The sequence below is a fragment of the Telluribacter roseus genome, assembly GCF_017355915.2.
In the GTDB taxonomy this organism is placed as follows: Bacteria; Bacteroidota; Bacteroidia; order Cytophagales; family Spirosomataceae; genus Telluribacter.
Window position 1 is genome coordinate 479,456 of record NZ_JAFEUV020000002.1, and the last position, 18,955, is coordinate 498,410.

At 50.3% G+C, this 18,955-nt stretch carries 18 protein-coding genes; 10 read left to right on the top strand and 8 right to left on the bottom strand.

All coding sequences use genetic code 11. From position 1 onward, the window contains the following. Positions 1–26 precede the first annotated feature (26 nt). Positions 27–1,379 (bottom strand): M20/M25/M40 family metallo-hydrolase, encoded by a 1,353-nt coding sequence (locus tag JTN23_RS05270; protein WP_247232889.1) that lies wholly within the window; start codon positions 1,377–1,379, stop codon positions 27–29. A gap of 388 nt (positions 1,380–1,767) precedes the next feature. Here JTN23_RS05270 and JTN23_RS05275 point away from each other — a divergent pair, with 388 nt between their 5' ends. From JTN23_RS05275 to JTN23_RS05305, 7 genes are all read left to right on the top strand, one after another. Beyond that, complete coding sequence (locus JTN23_RS05275) at positions 1,768–2,676, top strand: hypothetical protein (protein WP_247232890.1); 909 nt, start codon at positions 1,768–1,770, stop codon at positions 2,674–2,676. Between the two features lie 11 nt (positions 2,677–2,687). Beyond that, complete coding sequence (locus JTN23_RS05280) at positions 2,688–3,497, top strand: type II CAAX endopeptidase family protein (protein ID WP_247232892.1); 810 nt, start codon at positions 2,688–2,690, stop codon at positions 3,495–3,497. A gap of 175 nt (positions 3,498–3,672) precedes the next feature. Further along, positions 3,673–4,080, top strand: a complete 408-nt coding sequence (locus JTN23_RS05285; protein ID WP_247232893.1) for a hypothetical protein — start codon at positions 3,673–3,675, stop codon at positions 4,078–4,080. Between the two features lie 26 nt (positions 4,081–4,106). Continuing rightward, positions 4,107–5,015, top strand: coding sequence for a CPBP family intramembrane glutamic endopeptidase (locus tag JTN23_RS05290; protein ID WP_247232894.1), 909 nt, complete (start codon positions 4,107–4,109; stop codon positions 5,013–5,015). 3 nt (positions 5,016–5,018) lie between these two features. Continuing rightward, positions 5,019–5,477: a GNAT family N-acetyltransferase gene (locus JTN23_RS05295; protein WP_247232895.1), complete on the top strand. Its 459-nt coding sequence runs from the start codon at positions 5,019–5,021 to the stop codon at positions 5,475–5,477. A gap of 292 nt (positions 5,478–5,769) precedes the next feature. Beyond that, positions 5,770–6,486 (top strand): 3-ketoacyl-ACP reductase, encoded by a 717-nt coding sequence (locus JTN23_RS05300; protein ID WP_247232896.1) that lies wholly within the window; start codon positions 5,770–5,772, stop codon positions 6,484–6,486. Between the two features lie 55 nt (positions 6,487–6,541). Continuing rightward, positions 6,542–7,156, top strand: coding sequence for a short chain dehydrogenase (locus JTN23_RS05305; RefSeq protein ID WP_247232897.1), 615 nt, complete (start codon positions 6,542–6,544; stop codon positions 7,154–7,156). 89 nt (positions 7,157–7,245) lie between these two features. On the opposite strand, the gene JTN23_RS05310 is transcribed toward JTN23_RS05305, so the two are convergent. Further along, positions 7,246–7,905 carry a DUF2306 domain-containing protein gene (locus JTN23_RS05310; RefSeq protein ID WP_247232898.1) on the bottom strand — a complete coding sequence of 220 codons (660 nt, stop codon included), beginning with the start codon at positions 7,903–7,905 and terminating at the stop codon, positions 7,246–7,248. 160 nt (positions 7,906–8,065) lie between these two features. Between JTN23_RS05310 and JTN23_RS05315 the strand changes: the two genes are divergently transcribed. Continuing rightward, positions 8,066–8,839 carry a LytR/AlgR family response regulator transcription factor gene (locus JTN23_RS05315; protein WP_247232899.1) on the top strand — a complete coding sequence of 258 codons (774 nt, stop codon included), beginning with the start codon at positions 8,066–8,068 and terminating at the stop codon, positions 8,837–8,839. Between the two features lie 119 nt (positions 8,840–8,958). Next, entirely contained in the window at positions 8,959–9,420 is a 462-nt protein-coding gene (locus JTN23_RS05320) for a DUF2846 domain-containing protein (RefSeq protein ID WP_247232900.1), read from the top strand. A gap of 93 nt (positions 9,421–9,513) precedes the next feature. Here the strand turns inward: JTN23_RS05320 and JTN23_RS05325 are convergent, their stop codons facing one another. Beyond that, on the bottom strand, positions 9,514–10,782 hold the full coding sequence (locus JTN23_RS05325; RefSeq protein ID WP_247232901.1) for a glycosyltransferase family 4 protein: 1,269 nt from the start codon (positions 10,780–10,782) through the stop codon (positions 9,514–9,516). 417 nt (positions 10,783–11,199) lie between these two features. On the opposite strand from JTN23_RS05325, the gene JTN23_RS05330 reads away from it, so the two are divergent. Next, positions 11,200–11,931 (top strand): MBL fold metallo-hydrolase, encoded by a 732-nt coding sequence (locus JTN23_RS05330; protein WP_247232902.1) that lies wholly within the window; start codon positions 11,200–11,202, stop codon positions 11,929–11,931. Positions 11,932–11,993: 62 nt separating this feature from the next. On the opposite strand, the gene JTN23_RS05335 is transcribed toward JTN23_RS05330, so the two are convergent. The 5 genes from JTN23_RS05335 to JTN23_RS05355 all read right to left on the bottom strand — a co-directional run bounded on the left by JTN23_RS05335 (position 11,994) and on the right by JTN23_RS05355 (position 18,853). Then, positions 11,994–12,302: a GNAT family N-acetyltransferase gene (locus tag JTN23_RS05335; RefSeq protein WP_247232903.1), complete on the bottom strand. Its 309-nt coding sequence runs from the start codon at positions 12,300–12,302 to the stop codon at positions 11,994–11,996. Between the two features lie 11 nt (positions 12,303–12,313). Further along, on the bottom strand, positions 12,314–13,765 hold the full coding sequence (locus JTN23_RS05340; protein WP_247232904.1) for an NAD-dependent succinate-semialdehyde dehydrogenase: 1,452 nt from the start codon (positions 13,763–13,765) through the stop codon (positions 12,314–12,316). Between the two features lie 165 nt (positions 13,766–13,930). After that, positions 13,931–14,743 carry an SRPBCC family protein gene (locus JTN23_RS05345; RefSeq protein WP_247232905.1) on the bottom strand — a complete coding sequence of 271 codons (813 nt, stop codon included), beginning with the start codon at positions 14,741–14,743 and terminating at the stop codon, positions 13,931–13,933. Positions 14,744–15,010: 267 nt separating this feature from the next. Then, positions 15,011–17,071 (bottom strand): plastocyanin/azurin family copper-binding protein, encoded by a 2,061-nt coding sequence (locus JTN23_RS05350; protein ID WP_247232906.1) that lies wholly within the window; start codon positions 17,069–17,071, stop codon positions 15,011–15,013. 51 nt (positions 17,072–17,122) lie between these two features. Further along, positions 17,123–18,853, bottom strand: coding sequence for a 3-keto-alpha-glucoside-1,2-lyase-like domain-containing protein (locus JTN23_RS05355; RefSeq protein ID WP_247232908.1), 1,731 nt, complete (start codon positions 18,851–18,853; stop codon positions 17,123–17,125). Positions 18,854–18,955: the final 102 nt, after the last annotated feature.

Consider the following 18,955-nt stretch of genomic DNA (forward strand, 5'->3'; position numbering starts at 1 on the left):
CTTCCTTTTTGCAAGTCCCTCAGGTACTACCGCATACCGGGGCGGGGTAGTACCGGAAGGCTTTCGTTGCCATCTTCACTCACCGCTTGTACCGCAAAGAAGTAGTTATCTTTGGAGTAGGGCAGGGTCATACCCAATTTGTCGGTAAAGAATTTCTTCTGCCAGAAAGGCCAGTGCGTCTCGCGCATAAGCACGTAGTAGCCCTTTACTTTTCCGCTCTTGGGAGCCTGCCAGAACAGACTTGTCGCGTTAGTCAGGTTGCGGGCTTCCATCGTTACATTTTGGGGCTGTGCCGGAGCCTTTGCCAGATTGGCCAGGTTAGCCAGGTTCATAGCGGTGTTCTTACGCAGGTACTCAAAGTCCATGAACTTTGCGTGGTCACCATACTCAATGCCATTTTCAGTGCGCAGGTCCTGGTGCTGGTGCTCGAAGTTTTCGTTCATTTCGGTAAAGCGTACCGCCGCAAAATCACGATTAACAAAAGGCGTATGGTCACCGCCGCGCAGGTAGCGGTCGTTGCGGTAGATGAGGCGTACTTCCAGGTTATCTACGTAGCGCTCACCTACCTCCTTTACATAGCGCGCCAGGGTACGTGCCTTACCGTCGTTCTCCAAGCCGTACTGACGTATGTTAGCGGCTCGTTTGTCGGTCTCAAAGCCGGGAAGGCCTTCGCTGAATACCCGTACAATGGTATTGTTGATGATGCGCGTGTCGTGGCTGTTGTTGGAGCCCATGATATCATTGTTAAGCAGGGCTTCCAGGTTCCACTTTTCGTCCACCGCCCGCTGAGCCAGGTGCTCGGCCCCGAGCAGGCCTTGTTCTTCACCACTTACGGCCACAAACACAATAGTAGCCGGAAAAGAGGACTTGCTCATAACGCGGGCCAATTCGATCACGGCTGCGGTACCGGAGCCGTCGTCGTTAGCACCGGGAGCCTTACTCGTACGGTTCATGACGTCAGTCACGCGGCTATCGATATGTCCAGTCACAATAAATACACGGTCATCATTGGGGTCGGTACCTTTTAGCGTAGCCATTACATTACCCATCTCTACGGGCTTGTCGATGCGGCGGCCATCGGGCTGTAAGGTCCAGGTATCAATGGTAGCGGTCATACGGCCGCCCGATTGCTTAGCGTACTGCTGAAACTTACCTAGTACCCACCGACGAGCTGCTCCAATGCCCTGCGGACCGGTCGTAGCGCTTAGGGTATGACGGGTACCAAAGCTCACCAGCCCGTCAACGTGCGCCCTCAGGCTATCTTCCGACACCTCCGTGACCATCTGCATAATGGCCGGATCGCGCTGTACTACGGTTTGGGAGAAGGTATAGGCGAATGGTGAAAATAAAAGCGAACAGAGAAAAAAGACTTTTTTCATATCAAAAGGTGCCTGTTTTTAAATCTAACAAACCATAAAAATACAAAACTACGGGTAACTTCTGTGGGAAAAGTTAGGCAACAGGCGAAAGCCTAAACTTCAAATGAAATAGTGCAAATAGATCTAACAGGAAGGCAGGGACAAGCAGGTGGAAACAGCAGGTAGATGTAGACCTTAGGAGTAAAAAGAAATTTTTGATTGAATGCTGTGTGTGTTCAGGTACTTAGGGTACTTCTGAGAAGGAAGGGGTAAAAGTGATGAGTGTCAGTATAATATCGGGTGTAGGTCATGGTAATAGTGCGTGGTAGCTACCACTTTTATTAAGGATTAGATGGGGGAGCTGGTGGAAAATTATTTCAGTGCTGGAAACCTATAAAAGCATACACGTATGAATCAGAGAAAGACAGTTACCACGCTTGCCATCTGCATAGCAATCGCAGCGGCCATTGCCGCTACTACGGGTATATTTTCCAACCAGGGGCCGGGACCTTACCAGTACTCTTCGATCCACGGGGAGAGCGTGACCCTCTACGGGCGGGGCATCTATAAGCACATGTCGGCTGAGGTAGCTATTCAAGGTATAGCTCAGGACTATGTGACACTCTTTATGGCGGTTCCGTTATTGCTTCTGTCCCTATATTGGGTAAGGAAAGAATCTTTAAAAGGACGCTTCCTGCTGGCAGGTACTTTGGGGTATTTTTTTGTAACGTACCTGTTTTACCTGACCATGGGTAGCTATAATCAGTTGTTCCTGCTGTATGCCTTTCTGCTGGGTACTTCCTTTTTTGCTCTGACCCTTACACTCCTTTCCTTTGACATTTCCAGACTCCCCGAGCAGTTCACGGAAAGTACGCCTGTAAAGTTCACAGGGAGCTTCCTGATCTTCAGTGCTTTTTCAATTACAATGCTGTGGCTGAGTGTAGTAGTGCCGCCCCTGCTGGATGGCAGCATCTATCCCACATCGCTGGAGCACTATACCACGCTTATCGTACAGGGGCTAGACCTGGGGCTACTGTTACCGCTGGCTTTTGTATCGGGTATCCTGTTGCTGCGCAAGCGCCCCTGGGGGTACCTGCTGGTTCCGGTCTATTTTGTTTTTCTGTCGATACTAATGACGGCTCTCACGGCCAAGATCATTGCCATGGGCCTAAGTGGCTACAATATTATTCCGGTGGTATTTATTATTCCCACCTTTGCCGCTACCTCCGTGTGGTGTACCCTTCTGCTGCTTAACAATACCACTACCGCCATCCGGACCAGCCAGATCAAACAGCTGCACATGACTCAGCCAGCATAGCCCTTCGAGCCATGAAACAACTTCTATCCTACTTTGGCCTGGCGTACGCTATCTCCTGGCTAGTCTGGCTACCCCTTTACGGACCAGCTTTGGGGCTGACTAGCCTGCCCACAGTACCCTTTCACCATGCCCTGGGCGGATTAGGGCCCTTACTGGCAGCTTTGCTGATAACCTTCTGGTACGCCCGAAAGAGAGGGGTAGCCCAGCTACTGGCTCAGTGTACGCAGTTGCGGCCTGTCGGGTACCTGGCTGTAGCCCTTCTTAGTCCGTTTGTACTGGCTATTATCGCGGCTGTGATGGCCTACTTCTTAAATGGTACTGCTATACAGCTGGATGGACTGCTCCGCACCAGGGAGTTCCCGGAGTTTAACTTGCTGTCCTTCTTTGTGTACAACCTCATCTTTTTTGGTTTTGGTGAAGAGGTTGGCTGGCGGGGCTTTGCCTTGCCCCGGCTACAGAGCCGCATGAACGCCCTTACAGCCAGTATTGTGCTCACAGTTTTTTGGGCTTTGTGGCACCTGCCGTTGTTTCTGTACCGCCCGGGCTATACCTCTATGGATGTGGTGGGGGCAGTTGGCTGGGGGGTGAGTCTGTTGACAGGTAGTATACTGCTGACGTGGCTGTACAACTCGTCCAGAGGAAGTGTGCTGGTGTGTGCCGTTTTTCATTCAACCGTCGATATTGCCTTTACGGCCGATATGGCTGATCAGCATATAGTCGGCTACATGGGCTTTCTGATCACCCTTTGGGGCATCATGACAGTAGGCTTACTTACCTCCAGGAGCAGAGCCAGGGTACCGGCTATGGCTGCGGATAAGTAAGTAGTAATTACCTCAATACAGGTAGAAACTCAGACTTACGCACAACTACAATGTAACACGGGTGTACTGGTACTGCTGCCCGTGGAGCTGTACAGTACCAAAATTTTGATATTTTAGCGGCCAGATAATACCAGAAGGCTGTTTCTGCCAACCTCTATCCTGAACACTCATACCTATGAAAGACCTCATCACTGAGCGATTCGCCCTGAATGGCTTACTTACCATTATCTCGCTGACTATTGTATTTCATGTACTGGTCGTACTGGGCGTAATTCCGTTTGAAATAGTCTGGGGCGGGAGACTACAGGATCGCTCGCAGATGCTGGCTTTTGAAATCGTTTCTCTGGGTATCAACCTGTTTATGCTTGCGATAATCTGCGTCAGGGCAGGTATTGTCAGGATCAACGTGCACCCTATGCTTACCAGGGTAATCTTTTGGGCGATGTTTGGGCTCTTTCTGCTCAATACCGTTGGTAACATTTTCTCGAATAATAGTCTCGAAAGACTCATATTTACACCACTAACACTGATTCTGTCCATTTTCTGTTTTCGGGTAGCTGTGGGTAAACCTGGTAACGTATAGGCTGCTCGGCAGGATGAACGTCTCCTATGAATACTAAAAAAATACAACTGTTTCTGAGTTTCGCTTTTGGGATTAGCTGGACCGTCGGGCTAATCATGTACCTGCTGGGTGTTGAGTATGGCACTATGCAGTCTACCGTACTGATAGCTCTTTTTTATATGACCGCGCCCGCACTGGCCACTGTCATTACCCAGAAGTACTTCTATAAGCAATCACTAAAAGAGTATGGCCTGACGCTGAAAAACACAGTACCCAAAAATATCCTGATCGCCATTGGGTTCTACCTGGCGTATGTCCTGCTGACGATGGGAATCATTTTCGTATTGGGTAATATAATGGAGGTAGATGGGATGGGGCAGGTGACGTTTGCGCAGGATGAGATACTCAGGAAGGTGGAGGAATCCATGAAAGGAAGTGGTGATACAGCAGAAGTGAAACTACCGCCTCCGGTGGTACTGTTCCTGGCGGGGCTTATGGGAGGAGTACTGGCCGGCTTTACGTTCAACCTGCCGTTTACCCTGGGGGAAGAGTTGGGCTGGCGTGGCTTGTTACTGAAAGAGACTCAGAGCCTGGGCTTCTGGAAGTCGAACCTGCTCATTGGCACCATCTGGGGAGTCTGGCACTTGCCTATAATCATTATGGGACATAACTACCCTGACCAACCCATAGCAGGTAGCCTGATGATGATCCTGTTCTGTATAGCTCTTTCATTTTTGCATGCCATTGTACGGCTGAAAGTCAGGACTGTCTACGCTCCGGCCGCCTTTCACGGTATGATCAATGCCGGCGGCCCCTTAGCTCTGCTGTTTATTATCAACAATAATGTACTCGTTGGTAGCATCGTGGGCCTGGCTGGCGTCATAGCCGCTTTGATCATTACCCTCGTCTACCTGAGCATCGACAGGCGGTTTGTCGCGGAATACAGAAATCTTTAAAGTATGAAAAATACTTTGCATCATCAGATCGAAAAGGCTAACTCTACTGATTACGATGAGATCGTGGAGGTATGGGAGGCGTCGGTACGGGCTACCCACGATTTCCTTTCAGAAAAGGACATCCAGTACTTCCGGCCGTTGATTCGGAGCGAGTACCTGAAGACCGTCGACTTATTTTGCATCAGGAGCGAGCAGGGCAGGATCGAGGGCTTCCTGGGTACTTCCGAAGATAAAATCGAGATGCTATTTCTGAGGCCGGAGGCCAGAGGGAAAGGTATAGGCAAGGCTTTGCTCCAGTATGCTATTCATAATCTAACTATTACCAAGGTAGATGTCAATGAGCAAAACGGGCAGGCCGTAGGATTTTATGAGCACTTGGGGTTTAGAGTAGTAAGCCGGTCAGAGCTGGATGGTACCGGCAAGCCGTATCCTATACTGGGTATGCAGTTAGCAGGTTACTAATAACCGCAGTCTTCTACTACTTCACAAGCTCAGTTACTACCGGCTGAGCTTTTTGTTTTTTCACCTGCATTAGATCATACTTCTATACTTAGCAGGTAGTCTCAGCCTATTTCATCGGCAATAGTAGCAGCAGGAGGAACATATTTCACTTTATTTTGATTAGAGAGAAGCTAAGTAGTGTATGCCGTTCAGAATAGCAGGTTGAGATGATTCAACGTCTGGCGTTGTCGGATGAGGTGGCTGGTCTGATGGTAGAGGTACAGCTAGTTTATTTATACTAAAATACCCGTGTATGGAATCATTAAAAGGAAAAGTAGCTCTGGTGACAGGAGCAGGTAAAGGCATAGGTAAGGCCATCGCCGTAGCACTGGCTCAGGAAGGTGTACATGTAGGACTGATGGCGCGCAGCGAGGGAGCTTTGCAGGCTGTGGCTGAGGAAATAAAGGCACTGGGTGTAAATGCGGCTACGGCCGTAGCGGATGTGAGCAACAGAGAGGCCGTAGAAGCGGCTGTTGCCCAGTTACAGAGTAGTCTGGGGCCTATCGACATTCTGATCAATAACGCCGGTACGGCGGCTTTTGGGAAGTTTCTGGAGCTGGAGCCCGAGCAGTGGGAAGAGCAGGTCAGAGTAAACCTGTTTGGAGTGTACTACACCACCCGTGCCGTACTGCCCCAGATGATCGAGCGCCAGACCGGTGATATCATTAATATATCTTCTACGGCCGGTAGAGCCGGTAGCCCCGTGACCAGCGCCTACAGTGCCTCCAAGTTTGGGGTGTTTGGCCTGAGTGAGAGTCTGATGCAGGAAGTGCGTAAGCACAACATACGCGTAACGGCCATGGCGCCCAGTACTATCGTAACCGATCTAGCCAATAGCAATAAACTGATTACGGGCGATCCGGAGCGGGTGATGCATCCCGAAGACTTTGCTGAACTCCTTATGGCTCAGCTGAAGCTGAACCGTAGGGTATTTGTAAAAGAAGCGAGCGTCTTCTCCACAAATCCATAAGTTTACCCAATTACATCTATTTCTTATTTTTCACCTGACCTAAAAAAGTAAAAAGATGAGAATAGTGGTATTAGGTGCTACGGGCACCATCGGAGGAGCCATTGTACAGCTCCTGAAGGAGAAAGGACATGAAGTAATCGAAGCGTCGCGTACTACCCAGCCTGGTATTGATATCGCGGAGCCTTCCACCATTGACCAATTTTTTGATCAGGTGGGGGAGGTTGACGCCATTATCAGTGCTGCGGGTAGCGCAGCCTTTGCGGCTCTGGGCCAGCTGACCGATGATGACATGCAACTTAGTGTAAATAACAAACTGCTTGGGCAGGTCAATATGGTACGTCGGGGGCTGCCTAAGTTACGCCCCAACGGCGTCGCTATCATTACAGGAGGCTTTCTGGCTTATACTCCCTCGCCACAGACATCCATGATTGCTATGGTCAATGCGGGTCTGGAAGGATTCGCAAGAGCAGCCGCGCTGGAAATGACCGAAGGACGGAGAGTGGTGGTAGTACATCCTCCTTGGGTGGCCGAAACTGCCATCAAACTGGGTATGGACGCCTCGCCCTGGCCAGATGCGACCAAAACCGCCGAAGCCTACGTCACGGCTCTGGAAGGAACCCAAAATGGTGTACCCATATTTGTGAAAGGATACGAGCCATCAGCATCCTGATACAGACAATCAAAAATGCCCGGTCATACGGGCATTTTTGATTATAAGGTGTACGCAGTACTACTAAACTGTCAGTAAGTACGGGGTACTTAATTTAGTTCTTGCACAGGTACCCTCCGCTTCTTCTGTTGTTTGCGGGCCTGGCGTATGATCAGTACTAGGATGAGGAGCGTACAGAAAGCGCTAGGCAGGATCTGGCTGTATGGCTTATAGTCGGGTAGTACCGTACCCGTAAAGGCGGCAAGCGTGGCGCTAAAGGCAGAGACTAACTTATAAATATGCTCGTAGATCCACCACTTCCTGAGGCGGTGATGCAGCCAGAAGTACTTTACCAGATCATAGACAGTCACGACTCCCAAAGCGCCTAAGGTTGAGTAGATCACTACAGGGTTCCAGCTACCATCCTGTTTCCTGATCTCCAGCATGAACAGCACGCCCAACGTTAGGGCCAAGATAGCTACCAGGGCGTCCCCGGCTGAAGCCTTTTTCTCCTTTAACCGGACGCATCTCCACCCGGCGTAGCCTACGTAGCCCGATAGCAGAGTAAGCATCAGAAGGAAGTTGTTGGAGCGAAAAAAGAGCCAGCCCACAAAGCCCGTCGCAACTACTACGCTTAGCAGGTACAGAAAGATGCGGCCCAGCCGGGCGTGTCGGGGTAGGTACTTGGGGGTAAGGAGGGCGGCACCGCCTACCAGCAGGGCCGTGGTTCCGGCCAGCACGTGAATAAGAATGTTTACCTGATGGATCATACACGAGGGCACACTGGTTTGGTTTTTTGGAGTGTGGATGCAATAATTGGAGGTTATTTGCCGGCAGCCAAGCTATTGTTGACTAGCTGCCTTTGTCTGTGACCAAGTGATTTCGTCACAGCAGCGTCCCATGTACCTTAGTTATAAAACGGAGTAGCCCATGAGAATCAGAGCCTGGTTTGAGAATCCCGTCGTCCTGCACCTGGCTGGTATAGGGGCGCTGTGGGCTGTACACTTTGTGGACGACTACTACCATTTCCAGCAGCGAACCGGCTTCCAGCAGACCTCCCCCTACCTTTTTCTGGTGATGCTGTACGGCTGGATCGTCTTTCACAACCGGGTACTTTTTAGCGGACTGTACCTGGCCGGCCGCAAACGTCCCTACTTCCTCTACACCTCGCTGGCACTTGCCGTGTGCTCACTCAACATGTACTTTATCCTGCGCTACGGATTCGGGGTAATGAACCCGCTTCCGCAGATTATTAACCTCTGGCTGTATACCCTGCTTGGGCTGGGAGTATATGTCATAGTCAGGTACCTGAGGGAAGTACCCAGGCCAGAGCAGCCACGACCGGTACAGGAGCCGGTACCACCGGTGGATGCAGAGTACCTTAGCTGTACTGTCGATGGCGAAAGACAACATATACCGCATCACGAGATCCGGTACCTCGAGAGCCTCGAGAACTATGTCAAGATTTATACACTGCACAAGACTCACCTGGTACGTATGTCCATGAAAGAGGCGGAGGACCGGCTGCCCCGGCCCCGGTTTCTGCGCATTAGTCGTTCGCATATCATTAACAGCTCGTACGTCACAGCTCTGGCACAGGACAGCCTTCAGCTTGGCTCCCATACTTTCCGGATCGGCAAAGTATATAAGAAGTACGTCGAAGACCAGTTGGGGCTCGCCGAGGGGGGAAGAGGTGCAGAGTAGAGTAGTGCCCCTGCATGCCAGTCTTTTAGTAGCGTAAGGATCGGGGCTTTGGTACAATACTTCGAAGCTTTTTTGGTTAAATAGTAGTAACCTTATTATACTTTTTTCGTTAGATAGGCATGGCAGGCACGGCGACAATCAAGGTCACACGAAACGATGAATCTATCAACCGGTTCATGGCGTATGGTATCTACGTAGATGATAAAAAAATAGGGGCTATTCCCAACGAAGAAACGCTCCAGTTAAAGGTAGCGCCGGGGCGGCATACGATCTACGCCAGACTGGACTGGTGCTACAGCCCGGTCCTGACGTTCGACGTCAAAGAAGGTGAAGTCAGGACATTCAACGTCAATAGCCTGAAGAATACCAACCTGCTGATGATTGCCCTGTTCCTGGTTGTGCTGTACAATACACTACGTTTTCTGTTCGATGTAGATAATCCCCGCCTGATCGTACTGACTTTCCCGGCTATCCTGGTGCTGCTGTATTTTCTGACCCTAGGGCGTAAAAAGTACTTGTCGCTGTCAGAAGATAAAAGGAAGCCCGCTAGTAAAGCTGTTGGGACTGATATTAGGCTGTAGTCGTAGTAGGGGCCATTAAACCGTATAGATTACTATCATAGTACCAATTTATTGAATCTCAGTCAGGCCTCTGTGACCGGTTTTGAATTACCTCTAGCAGGCATTTAAGGTCAGACTACCTGTACGTAGTTCAGAACCCGATTGAATCGATTTTGATAGGGCGCTCTCAAGGCGAAGGGTAGCCTCCTCCAGCGTCCAGTTTAGTAGTACATTGTCATAAGCCATCTGTCCCATCCTTTCTCTTTCAAAAGGATTATTCATTAAGAATAGGATCTTGTCGGCTATTTCTTGTTCTGTCAGGCATAGGAAACCATTCTTCCCGTCAATAACTGTCTCCCTGATTCCTCCCTGCTTGAGTCCTACTACTGGAGTCATACAGGCGTTGGCTTCAAGTGGAGCAAACCCAAACGGCTCAAGTCTGGAGGTATACACCATGCAGATGGCGTTATTGAGCAAGCGTACCAACTCCCTGTCATCAATCATCTCCCTGACCTGAAAATCTACTTCCAAACTTTGGGCGAGTGAAAGAACATAGTTATAGTATTCGGGATTCTTGTAGTTACTCACCCATACCAATTGAGGACGGTTCTCTTTAATTTGGGCGACGGCCTTAATGGCTAGTTCCGCATTTTTGTGGAACAGCAGGCTCCCTAGTCCTACTACGTAATTATTGGTTTGCCGGTCAGGTAGTGGTTTGAAAGTTGACGTATCGACGCCCAGGTAGCAGACTTCACCCATCCGGTTATAAGCCCGGGCACAGCTATCGCTGGAGAAATAAGAATTTACAAGTAGTGTGTCTACGGATTCAATATTAATTCGCTCTTCGTGTAGTTGCACTCGCGCTGCTCTGATCTTCCACAAATCTTTAAACCACTCCCACCAATATTTCTTGTTTAAGATGCTGTACTGATTGACAACTTCAGGCGCTTCCCAAAAACTATATGGATGGGCCTCGAAAAAATAACGATAAGGTTCGCCTAGATAGAGTACGCGAGGAATATGTACATAACGGCTTATGAAAGGTGCAGCGTAGAAGAAGCAACTATTAGCAAATAATACATCAAAGTTTCCGCTATTTATTTCATCAGCACACTGCTGACAATGCAGTTCCATTTCTTTTAGATTCACATCTTTTTCAAAAAATACAGATTTTACTCTATCCTTTAATGGGATGCGTTGCGTTCTTTTTAATGGTACCTGATGTATTTTTACATGCTCCGGGAGTTTAAAGAATCCGTCAATAGTGGGGTTAGGGGACCATATTTCTATGTGGTGCCCCTTTTCTAAAAGGCCTTTCAGGTGATAGTACAGAGCTCTTGCTCCACCACCAAAAGGTAAGTTATGCCAAACAGCTATTCTCAAAGGATGTGTATAGTTAATTTTATAGATATAAAGTTTTGTTGTTACTTCTTAATTGCTGCCCTCCTGGTTCAGGTTCAATCTATATTTATTATGATAGTTAGAGTTGGATATACCAATCTATTACGAGATTATTATTCATTTAAAGACAAAATAGAAAATGTGCCCGTTATTTATTTTAAGTATACTAATAAATGGCTTTGAAATTACTACTACATAAGTAATGCATGTGCAGATTAAAAATCGAATCAATTCAAAATTAATACTGATGGGCTACCATTTTTTTATCTAACGGTATGTCATCTCATTATAATTTTAGAATCTTATTAGTATATCTTAGTATACTTCTTGTTCTAGTTGCCTTGTTTTTATTCACCTTATAATCTAAATTGATAGCGACTAATTACGTAAATTATCTCGATGGAAGTACACGTACTAAAAGTACCTTTTAGTTTCAACGGCCGGGAGGACAGCCTCTATCCGGTTATCCTGCGGAGCAGTAGTGAAACCATCCTGGTCGACTGTGGATACCCTGGATTTATGCCGCTTATTGAGGTTGCCGCTCAGGTACATGGTCTTTCCCTGCGGGACATTACGGGTGTGCTCATTACCCACCACGATTTGGACCATATGGGCGGACTGGCTGAGATCAAAGCCGCGTATCCCTCCCTGAAGGTGTATGCAGCAGAATTGGATGAGCCTTATATTAGTGGAAAGGAGAAATCGTTGCGGTTGGTACAGGCCGAATATCTATATGATTCACTACCCGAAGAGCAGAAGCCGGGAGCACTGTATTTTCAGGAGATGCTCATGAGTATGATACCCGTAGCGGTAGACCATACGTTTACAGCTGATGAAGAACCGGCTGTTCTGAGTGGCGCACGAATCATTCATACCCCCGGTCACATGCCGGGTCATATATCCATCTTCCTGCCTGATAACCGGACGCTCATTGCAGCCGATGCGGTAGTAGTGGAAGATGGAGAACTGGAAATTGCCAATCCGCACTTCACCCTTGACCTGCCCGAAGCAGTAGCCTCAGTTGATAAGCTCAGGATGCTGGCTATTGACAAACTGGTGTGCTACCACGGAGGAGTGGTTGAAGGTAATATTCAGCATAGGCTAAACAAATTGGTTGGCAGATACACATAAATTTCCTCCATCTGATATTAAGTGGAGTAGCATCTGTATAAAAGTATTAATCTACCCAAGCCTTACATGGCTTTTAGCTGGGGCTTGTCCTTCTTCCAGATGTCGGAGTATTGATCTTCCTGCTTCCTGAACTGCCCCTGTACAAAGGGACAGTAGGTAGTGACCATCAGGTTATTGTCCCGGGCGTACTCAGCCATGGTATCCAGGAGCTGCTTGGCCAGCCCCTGGCCCTGTAGTCTTTCCAATACAGCAGTATGGTAGACTGACATTTCCTCACCTACTATGCCTATTACCATTTCGGCTACTCGTTCGCCATCTTCCAGGATAACAAATGATCCTTTATCATTAGGTACAAATTCTGCTTTGCTCATTGTTGGTTTTTTTATTGTTTATCTACTCCCCCAAAACACAGGTACTTGATTTCCATGAAGTAGTCCATGCCGTACTTGGAGCCTTCGCGTCCAAAGCCCGACTCTTTGATACCACCAAAAGGAGCTACTTCGGTAGAGATCAACCCTTCGTTAATACCTACCATACCGTACTCCAGGGCTTCGGCTACGCGCCAGCAGCGGTTAACGTCTTTGCTATAAAAGTATGATGCCAGGCCGTATTCGGTATCATTGGCCATTTGTATAGCTTCTTCTTCGGTACTGAAGCGGAAGATAGGGGCAACGGGGCCAAATACTTCTTCCTTAGCAATAATCATATCCACGGTGGCGTTGGCCAGTACCGTAGGTTTATAGAACAGTCCTTCCAGCTGTTCACCTCCGTAGGCTACCGTGGCTCCTTTCGCAACGGCGTCTTCTACGTGTTCTACTACTTTGCTGACGGCTTTCTCGCTGATCAGGGGGCCGAGCTGTACGCTCTTATCCAGGCCATTGCCGATTTTTAGCTCCGCCACCGCTTTCGAGAATTTCTCCACAAACTCATCGTATACCTGGTCCTGCACCAGTATGCGGTTGACGCACACGCAGGTCTGGCCGTTGTGTCGGAACTTGGAAACTATGGCTCCCCTCACGGCGGCATCCACATCCGCATCGTCAAATACTATGAAAGGGGCGTTCCCTCCCAGCTCTAGTGATAGCTTTTTAAGGGTAGAGGCGCACTGGCTCATGAGTATCTTGCCGACGGGGGTGGAGCCGGTGAATGATAGCTTGCGGATCTTGGGATTCTCGCAGAACTCTTTTCCAACGCCCTTACTGTCCGTGGAAGTGATAGTATTGTATACACCGGGTGGAAATCCGGCCTGTTCGGCTAGGGCTGCGATAGCGAGTCCGGTCAGGGGAGTCTCTGATGGGGGTTTGATAATGACCGGACTGCCCGCGGCCAGGGCGGGGCCTACCTTGCGGGTAATCATTGCCAGCGGGAAGTTCCAGGGCGTAATGGCTGCTACTACTCCGATAGACTGTTTGATCACTACCAGCCGGCGGTCTTTGGTATGGGGGGGGATGACATCGCCGTAAGCACGCTTGGCTTCTTCGGCAAACCATTCGATAAACGAAGCTCCGTAGTTGACTTCTCCGAGGCTCTCCGTCATTACTTTACCAGACTCAATGGTCATGATGCGAGCCAGCTCCTCCTTGTGCTCGATCATCAGATCAAACCACCTCCGCATAATGGCGGACCGCTCTTTGGCGGTCATATCGCGATAGGCGGGCCAGGCCCTATCGGCGGCGTCGATGGCCTGGCGGACCTCTTCGACGCTCATATCGGGCACAGCCGCTATGACTTCACCAGTAGCCGGATTGGTTACCTCGAAGGTTTTTCTACCGGAGGCACTAACCCACTGGCCGTTTACATACGCTTCTGTTTTTATCAGTGTACTTTGTTCCATGTAGTAAGTAGAAAAGGCTCGCCGAAAGTTAATCAATTACCCTTATCTGCCGGATAGAAGTACCTGGGTACTGTACCCGGATAATACAAGTGTGTCGTACCGGAAGGGGTACGACACGTATAGAGGCTACCATTGAGAAGGTGTTACCACCAAAGTTGCCTAGCCTTATAATGTATGCAAAGGAGTGTGAGGAGCGTTCTGCTCCTGTACGCTATTGGGGTCTACTCCCCGGTGCTTGGCAGTAGGGTCAGGCATAACAAATTCTTCACCTGTTTCCATCAGGTGCTTAAAGCGGCGCATGTCCTGCTTGACCATTTTCTTGAACGCGGGATTAAAGAGCTTACTCAGCATATCACCTACATATCCAGCTGGTGGCTGGTAACGAATAACTGAATGTACTTCGGTGCCCTTGCCATCTACAGAATCTTTGAACCGTACTTCACCCGCGTTATCCACAGCGGCTCCCGGTACAGAGCGCCATACGATACACTCATTTTCACGGTCTTCTACTATCTCAGCATCCCACTCCAGCTTAGTGATACCTCCGGGTACCGGAGCACACCAGTGAGAGCGCTTGGAGTCAATCTGGGTAACCTTATCCAGGTGGTGCATAAACTTAGGCAGGTTTTCCAGCTGGCGCCAGTAGCGATACACTTCTGCACGTGGCTTATTGATGGTAACACTGCTAGAAAGCCCAATCGAGTCCAGAGTAGCACCTTCGGATGTATCACGCCCGATCACATTATTTACATGGCAGTAGCCGGAAGTACCGCGGTAGATAAGCCATCCACCAAGCGTTGCAGCCAGGAGGCGTCCGAGACTAGGTTTGCGCAAACCATAATAAGTAAGCAGAGCCCCCGCAGTAGTAGACACGATACGTTCATTACCGCCTACATTAACACGGGATGAACCACTGGCGACAGGTTCAATCGTAGTCTGGTTTTGAGTACCAGGCATACCCATTTCTGATGTGACCATAATTTCTGTGATGAGTTGGTTTAGTGAAACAACTCACACCAGGGCAAAAAAATCAGACCATGAGTAGGAGAATGAAAAGGGGGGAGCTCGTAAAAAACAGGCTAGAGCTGATAGGGCTTAAATATCGTCCAAAATGTAAAAGAAGTTACAAGGGCGATGTGTAGCAGACTGACAAATAGGAGGTTGTGGGGCAGGTGCAGAGAGTTAGTTCTACTCTACCTGTGGTGCTAGTTGCTCACACCGCAGGTAGAGTAGAAGCAGGCATACTTATTTTACAACTTTGAGCTTGCCCTGCATCACGATATAGTGGCCCGGGAAGGTACACACGTAGGTGTAGTCGCCGGGTTGCTTGGGAGCTACAAAGTAGATAGCCTCACTGGTTTCGGGCTGCAGAATGTTGGTATGGAACAGGACATTATCCGATACCGGTACGTACTGCATTTCGGGACCTTTCAGTCCCAGGTTTAGCGCCGCTTCGCCTACTTGGTTGGCGGTACCGGGCTTCGTGATCACGCAGTTGTGCAGCATGTCATCGTCATTGTTGAATACCCACTTCACCCGGCTTCCGGCTTTGATCCGTACTTCCTGCACTTCAAATTTCAGACCGGGCTTGGTACCTAGCGTAATTACCTGATCGGGGCCGTTGGTCCAGTCAGCAGGCATCTCGGTCAGGTGCTTAGCCGCGGTGGTGGCAGGAGCCGCCGCCGTGGTTGACGCTGAAGCTGTTTTTGCTGGAGTTGCTTTGCCGGTTTTGGCAGCAGTAGCAGGCATGGTATGTCCGGCGTGGGCATTGGCGGTAGTGCTAGTGCTGGCGCTTGCAGTCATAACGGGCAGTACAGCTTTTTCACCCGAGGCGATTTCGTTCAGCGTATAGTAGCCAAAAGTGTGGAGAAGCGAAAGACCATCCGCTGACTTTACGCCTTCGGCTTTCAGTTCGTGGATGTAGCCCTTACGAAGGCTGTCGCTATCTACCACCAAGCGGGCCCGCAGACCATCGTCCGAAAGCAGAATACCTTTGATCGTCATCTCTTTGGCATTGATGATTGGACTACCGTACGTATGATGGTACTTGTAGTTGAAGCTGTTGAGCTGGTACGAAGCCGGATCAGTAGCGGAGGCTTTGTCTACCGGCATGGTAAAGGTTACCTCAAATCCATCGGGCGTAGAGCGGATCGACTTCATTTCGAAGGGAGTCTGACCGGTCCATACCAGGCGCTGGATACCAAAGGGAGCCGGACCCGTAGCGGACCAGCCCCGGCTGGTTTGCCCTACAAACATAGATCCGTCCAGACCCCAAACCATACGGATAATACCGGACATAAAGCCTTCGCGGAAGGGGAAGCAGGCTCCCTGCCATACACCGTTGACCTTTTCCATATCCACACGCATGATCTTACTGTGGCCCTGATCTCCTACGAACATTTGTCCTTCAAACGGACCAAAAGCACCGCGGGTAGTATCTTCCTTGAAGTCGGAGGTAGAGATACCCATCAGTGTGTGTGGGAACCATACCGCCGGAGCCTTCAGGCCCGGTACTTTCTTGGCTACTTCGTAAAGAGGTTCACCCGTATCGGGTATGTCTTTAGGTTTCAGCTTCACGGGCGATCCGGGTAGGTCGCTCCAGCGCAAACCCGCCGGGTTACCCACAAAATCACCTTTATCCACGTGGGTCATACGGCCTGAGCCTACCCAGTCACCCTGGTTTTCGGTATAGAAGATATCGCCTTTGAAGGATCCGAATCCGGCCGGAGAGCGCATACCCGTAGCCCAGGGAGTAAGACTCCCGTCTTCACCCAGCTTGAGCATCCAGCCCCGCCACTTCGACTGGCTGGCACCGTGCCCGATCCAGTCGAGATTGAGGGTGACGAGCATATCGCCGTTAGGCATGGGCACGGGACCGTACGAGTACTGGTGGTAGTTGCCCGACAGGGGCCATTTGGCAAAGCTGTCGTAGATGTCGGCAATTCCGTCATTGTTGGTGTCGACCAGCTTGGTTACCTCACCCCGCTGCGTCACCAGAAAGTGGTCACCGCGGTAGTGGAGTCCCAGGGGCTCGTGGAGGCCATGGGCAAAGCGACTGAACAAAGGACGTCCGTTGCCCTTCATGTACGGGTTGCTGATCATCCATACTTCACCCCGACGGGTAGAGGTAGCCAGGCGACCATCCGGTAGCACCGACATCCCACCTATCTCCAGTTCAACGTTCTCGGGTATGGGCATGGTAATTATGCGGTAGTAGTCGTCCTCGGTGACAGGACGGGCTTTTTGCGCCTGCACGGCGGCAACACTACCTACGGCCAGAATGGCTGATAAAATTATATTTTTCATTTTCACTAGTAGTATGACGTAATCCCAAAGGTGGAGTAATTAGAGGATAGGTTACCAGAACATCGTGTAGCTGGTGGAACCCGTCACCGAGAGCAGCAACTCCTGCTGCCCGCCCGAGGTACGAAGTACCGCTTTGGCCCGCTTATCGAGACGAATGTAGTAGCGATTTTCTACCTTGTAGAGGCCTTTTTCAACCATTTCGATCTGCTTGCCAGCACCAGCCAATGTATAGAGGGTACCTCCGCTAGGAGTGCCGTCTACGTTGATAGTACGAACCAGTCCGTCGGTGCCCGGTACCAGGTAATCATGTACCGTAGCCGAGCCTGCCGCGTAGCGCATCATCGGGAAGCCCTGGGCGTCCAGCCGGTAACCCAGGAAGTTGATATCAGCCGAGTCGGGCCAGGCGGTGTTGTCTTTCTTCAGAATCGCTATGCTGCTTTTGCCCGATACGGGTACGGTAAGTCCGGCACTGAATAGGAGTTGGGGCTCACCCCGCTCGTACCACATCTCGGTGACGTTGGCAAACTGCCCGCGCCAGGCTTGTAGCAGCGCGCCGCGGTTCAGATCCATGGTGTAGTGCCACCCGGCGGGGCTACCTACCGATACGCAGTGCGTACGCTTGTACTTTTCGTCGTTGAGCTGTACGAACGAGCGAATCATCTCTGGGCGTCCGGTTGGGGCTACACCCATATAAGGCTTAGGTGCAGGCACCGGAAGTGACGACAGAGGGTGCAGGTCGTAGGGACGAACGCCGGCCGTTTCGACGCGCAGACCCAGAGCCGCCGGGCGCCAGGGGAAGCGGGAATAATGCAGGCGGAACTTGTGTGCGCCCTTGTTAAGCTGGACGGAGCCTGTATGCAGATCCTGCGAGGTACTTTCACCTGGAGCGATCACCTGCTTGCCATCAATATCCAGCGTCAGGATAGGGCCGGTATAGGCTACCGTGAATATATAGATACCCGATTCCTCCACGTTCATTTCGCCATCGTATACAGCGTGGAACTCACGCATGCCTGTGCCGATCTCCTGGGTTAGGGTATTGGTTTTCTCTTCGCGTACTACCTTCACCGGCTTGGGGTTATTCCAGGAGTCGTTGTACAGCTTGTATGACATGTTCTGCAAAGCCAGGGGCTTGCGGTCGCCCAGGAGCTGGTACCCGATGTTACGGAAGGCAATGGTACCTTTGGTCACTTCCAGGCTCAGCGCCTGCGGTTCATCTATGGACTTGGCCAGGGGCAGGTACACGCTTTGCTGTACCGTCACGCCATTAAGTACCAGGTCATTCAGCAAAGCAGAGCCAGCCTGAGTAGGTACGGAGGCGTCATAGGCCAGTTCGAGCGTTTGCCACAGACCCGGTGCTTTAGCCGCGTTCTGAGCGGGAAACTGGCTGATAAATCCGGCAGACTGTGCGTTGGGGACAGGCTGCTGACGGCTGTCGGCCAGGCGTACACGCTGACCACCCGGAAGCTGTACATATCCCTCGGCTCCCGGAGATAGCATAAATTCCAGTCGGAGCCGCAGGTCCTGGGCTTTTACCTGGGTAGTAAGTGGCGAACCGGGTGTCCCAACCAGTACCCCACTACCGGCCTGGGTTTTGACAGAAGATGCATTTTCGGGATGAATAGTAACTCCTCCCTTCACCGACCAGTTGGAACTGGCCTGGCCAAAAGCACTCAGATCACTCAGGGAAACGGCGGTGTAGTTGCCTTGTTCTGACTGCGCTGAAACCAACAGGGGACACGTGATCAGCAGCAGGTAAATAATTCTGGTTAAAGAACGCATTTGCAAAATAAGTGTACAGTTTACATTTAAACGCAAGTTAGCAATAATCCCTGACTGAAACAGCAGTCAGGGATTATTGCTAACGAAAACAGAACTAGTAAA

What these genes read in the sequence shown, in the direction of transcription:
- JTN23_RS05270 (WP_247232889.1), bottom strand. Translation starts at nt 1,379, where the DNA reads ATGAAAAAAGTCTTTTTTCTCTGTTCGCTTTTATTTTCACCATTCGCC.
- JTN23_RS05275 (WP_247232890.1), top strand. Translation starts at nt 1,768, where the DNA reads ATGAATCAGAGAAAGACAGTTACCACGCTTGCCATCTGCATAGCAATC.
- JTN23_RS05280 (WP_247232892.1), top strand. Translation starts at nt 2,688, where the DNA reads ATGAAACAACTTCTATCCTACTTTGGCCTGGCGTACGCTATCTCCTGG.
- JTN23_RS05285 (WP_247232893.1), top strand. Translation starts at nt 3,673, where the DNA reads ATGAAAGACCTCATCACTGAGCGATTCGCCCTGAATGGCTTACTTACC.
- JTN23_RS05290 (WP_247232894.1), top strand. Translation starts at nt 4,107, where the DNA reads ATGAATACTAAAAAAATACAACTGTTTCTGAGTTTCGCTTTTGGGATT.
- JTN23_RS05295 (WP_247232895.1), top strand. Translation starts at nt 5,019, where the DNA reads ATGAAAAATACTTTGCATCATCAGATCGAAAAGGCTAACTCTACTGAT.
- JTN23_RS05300 (WP_247232896.1), top strand. Translation starts at nt 5,770, where the DNA reads ATGGAATCATTAAAAGGAAAAGTAGCTCTGGTGACAGGAGCAGGTAAA.
- JTN23_RS05305 (WP_247232897.1), top strand. Translation starts at nt 6,542, where the DNA reads ATGAGAATAGTGGTATTAGGTGCTACGGGCACCATCGGAGGAGCCATT.
- JTN23_RS05310 (WP_247232898.1), bottom strand. Translation starts at nt 7,905, where the DNA reads ATGATCCATCAGGTAAACATTCTTATTCACGTGCTGGCCGGAACCACG.
- JTN23_RS05315 (WP_247232899.1), top strand. Translation starts at nt 8,066, where the DNA reads ATGAGAATCAGAGCCTGGTTTGAGAATCCCGTCGTCCTGCACCTGGCT.
- JTN23_RS05320 (WP_247232900.1), top strand. Translation starts at nt 8,959, where the DNA reads ATGGCAGGCACGGCGACAATCAAGGTCACACGAAACGATGAATCTATC.
- JTN23_RS05330 (WP_247232902.1), top strand. Translation starts at nt 11,200, where the DNA reads ATGGAAGTACACGTACTAAAAGTACCTTTTAGTTTCAACGGCCGGGAG.
- JTN23_RS05335 (WP_247232903.1), bottom strand. Translation starts at nt 12,302, where the DNA reads ATGAGCAAAGCAGAATTTGTACCTAATGATAAAGGATCATTTGTTATC.
- JTN23_RS05340 (WP_247232904.1), bottom strand. Translation starts at nt 13,765, where the DNA reads ATGGAACAAAGTACACTGATAAAAACAGAAGCGTATGTAAACGGCCAG.
- JTN23_RS05345 (WP_247232905.1), bottom strand. Translation starts at nt 14,743, where the DNA reads ATGGTCACATCAGAAATGGGTATGCCTGGTACTCAAAACCAGACTACG.
- JTN23_RS05350 (WP_247232906.1), bottom strand. Translation starts at nt 17,071, where the DNA reads ATGAAAAATATAATTTTATCAGCCATTCTGGCCGTAGGTAGTGTTGCC.
- JTN23_RS05355 (WP_247232908.1), bottom strand. Translation starts at nt 18,853, where the DNA reads ATGCGTTCTTTAACCAGAATTATTTACCTGCTGCTGATCACGTGTCCC.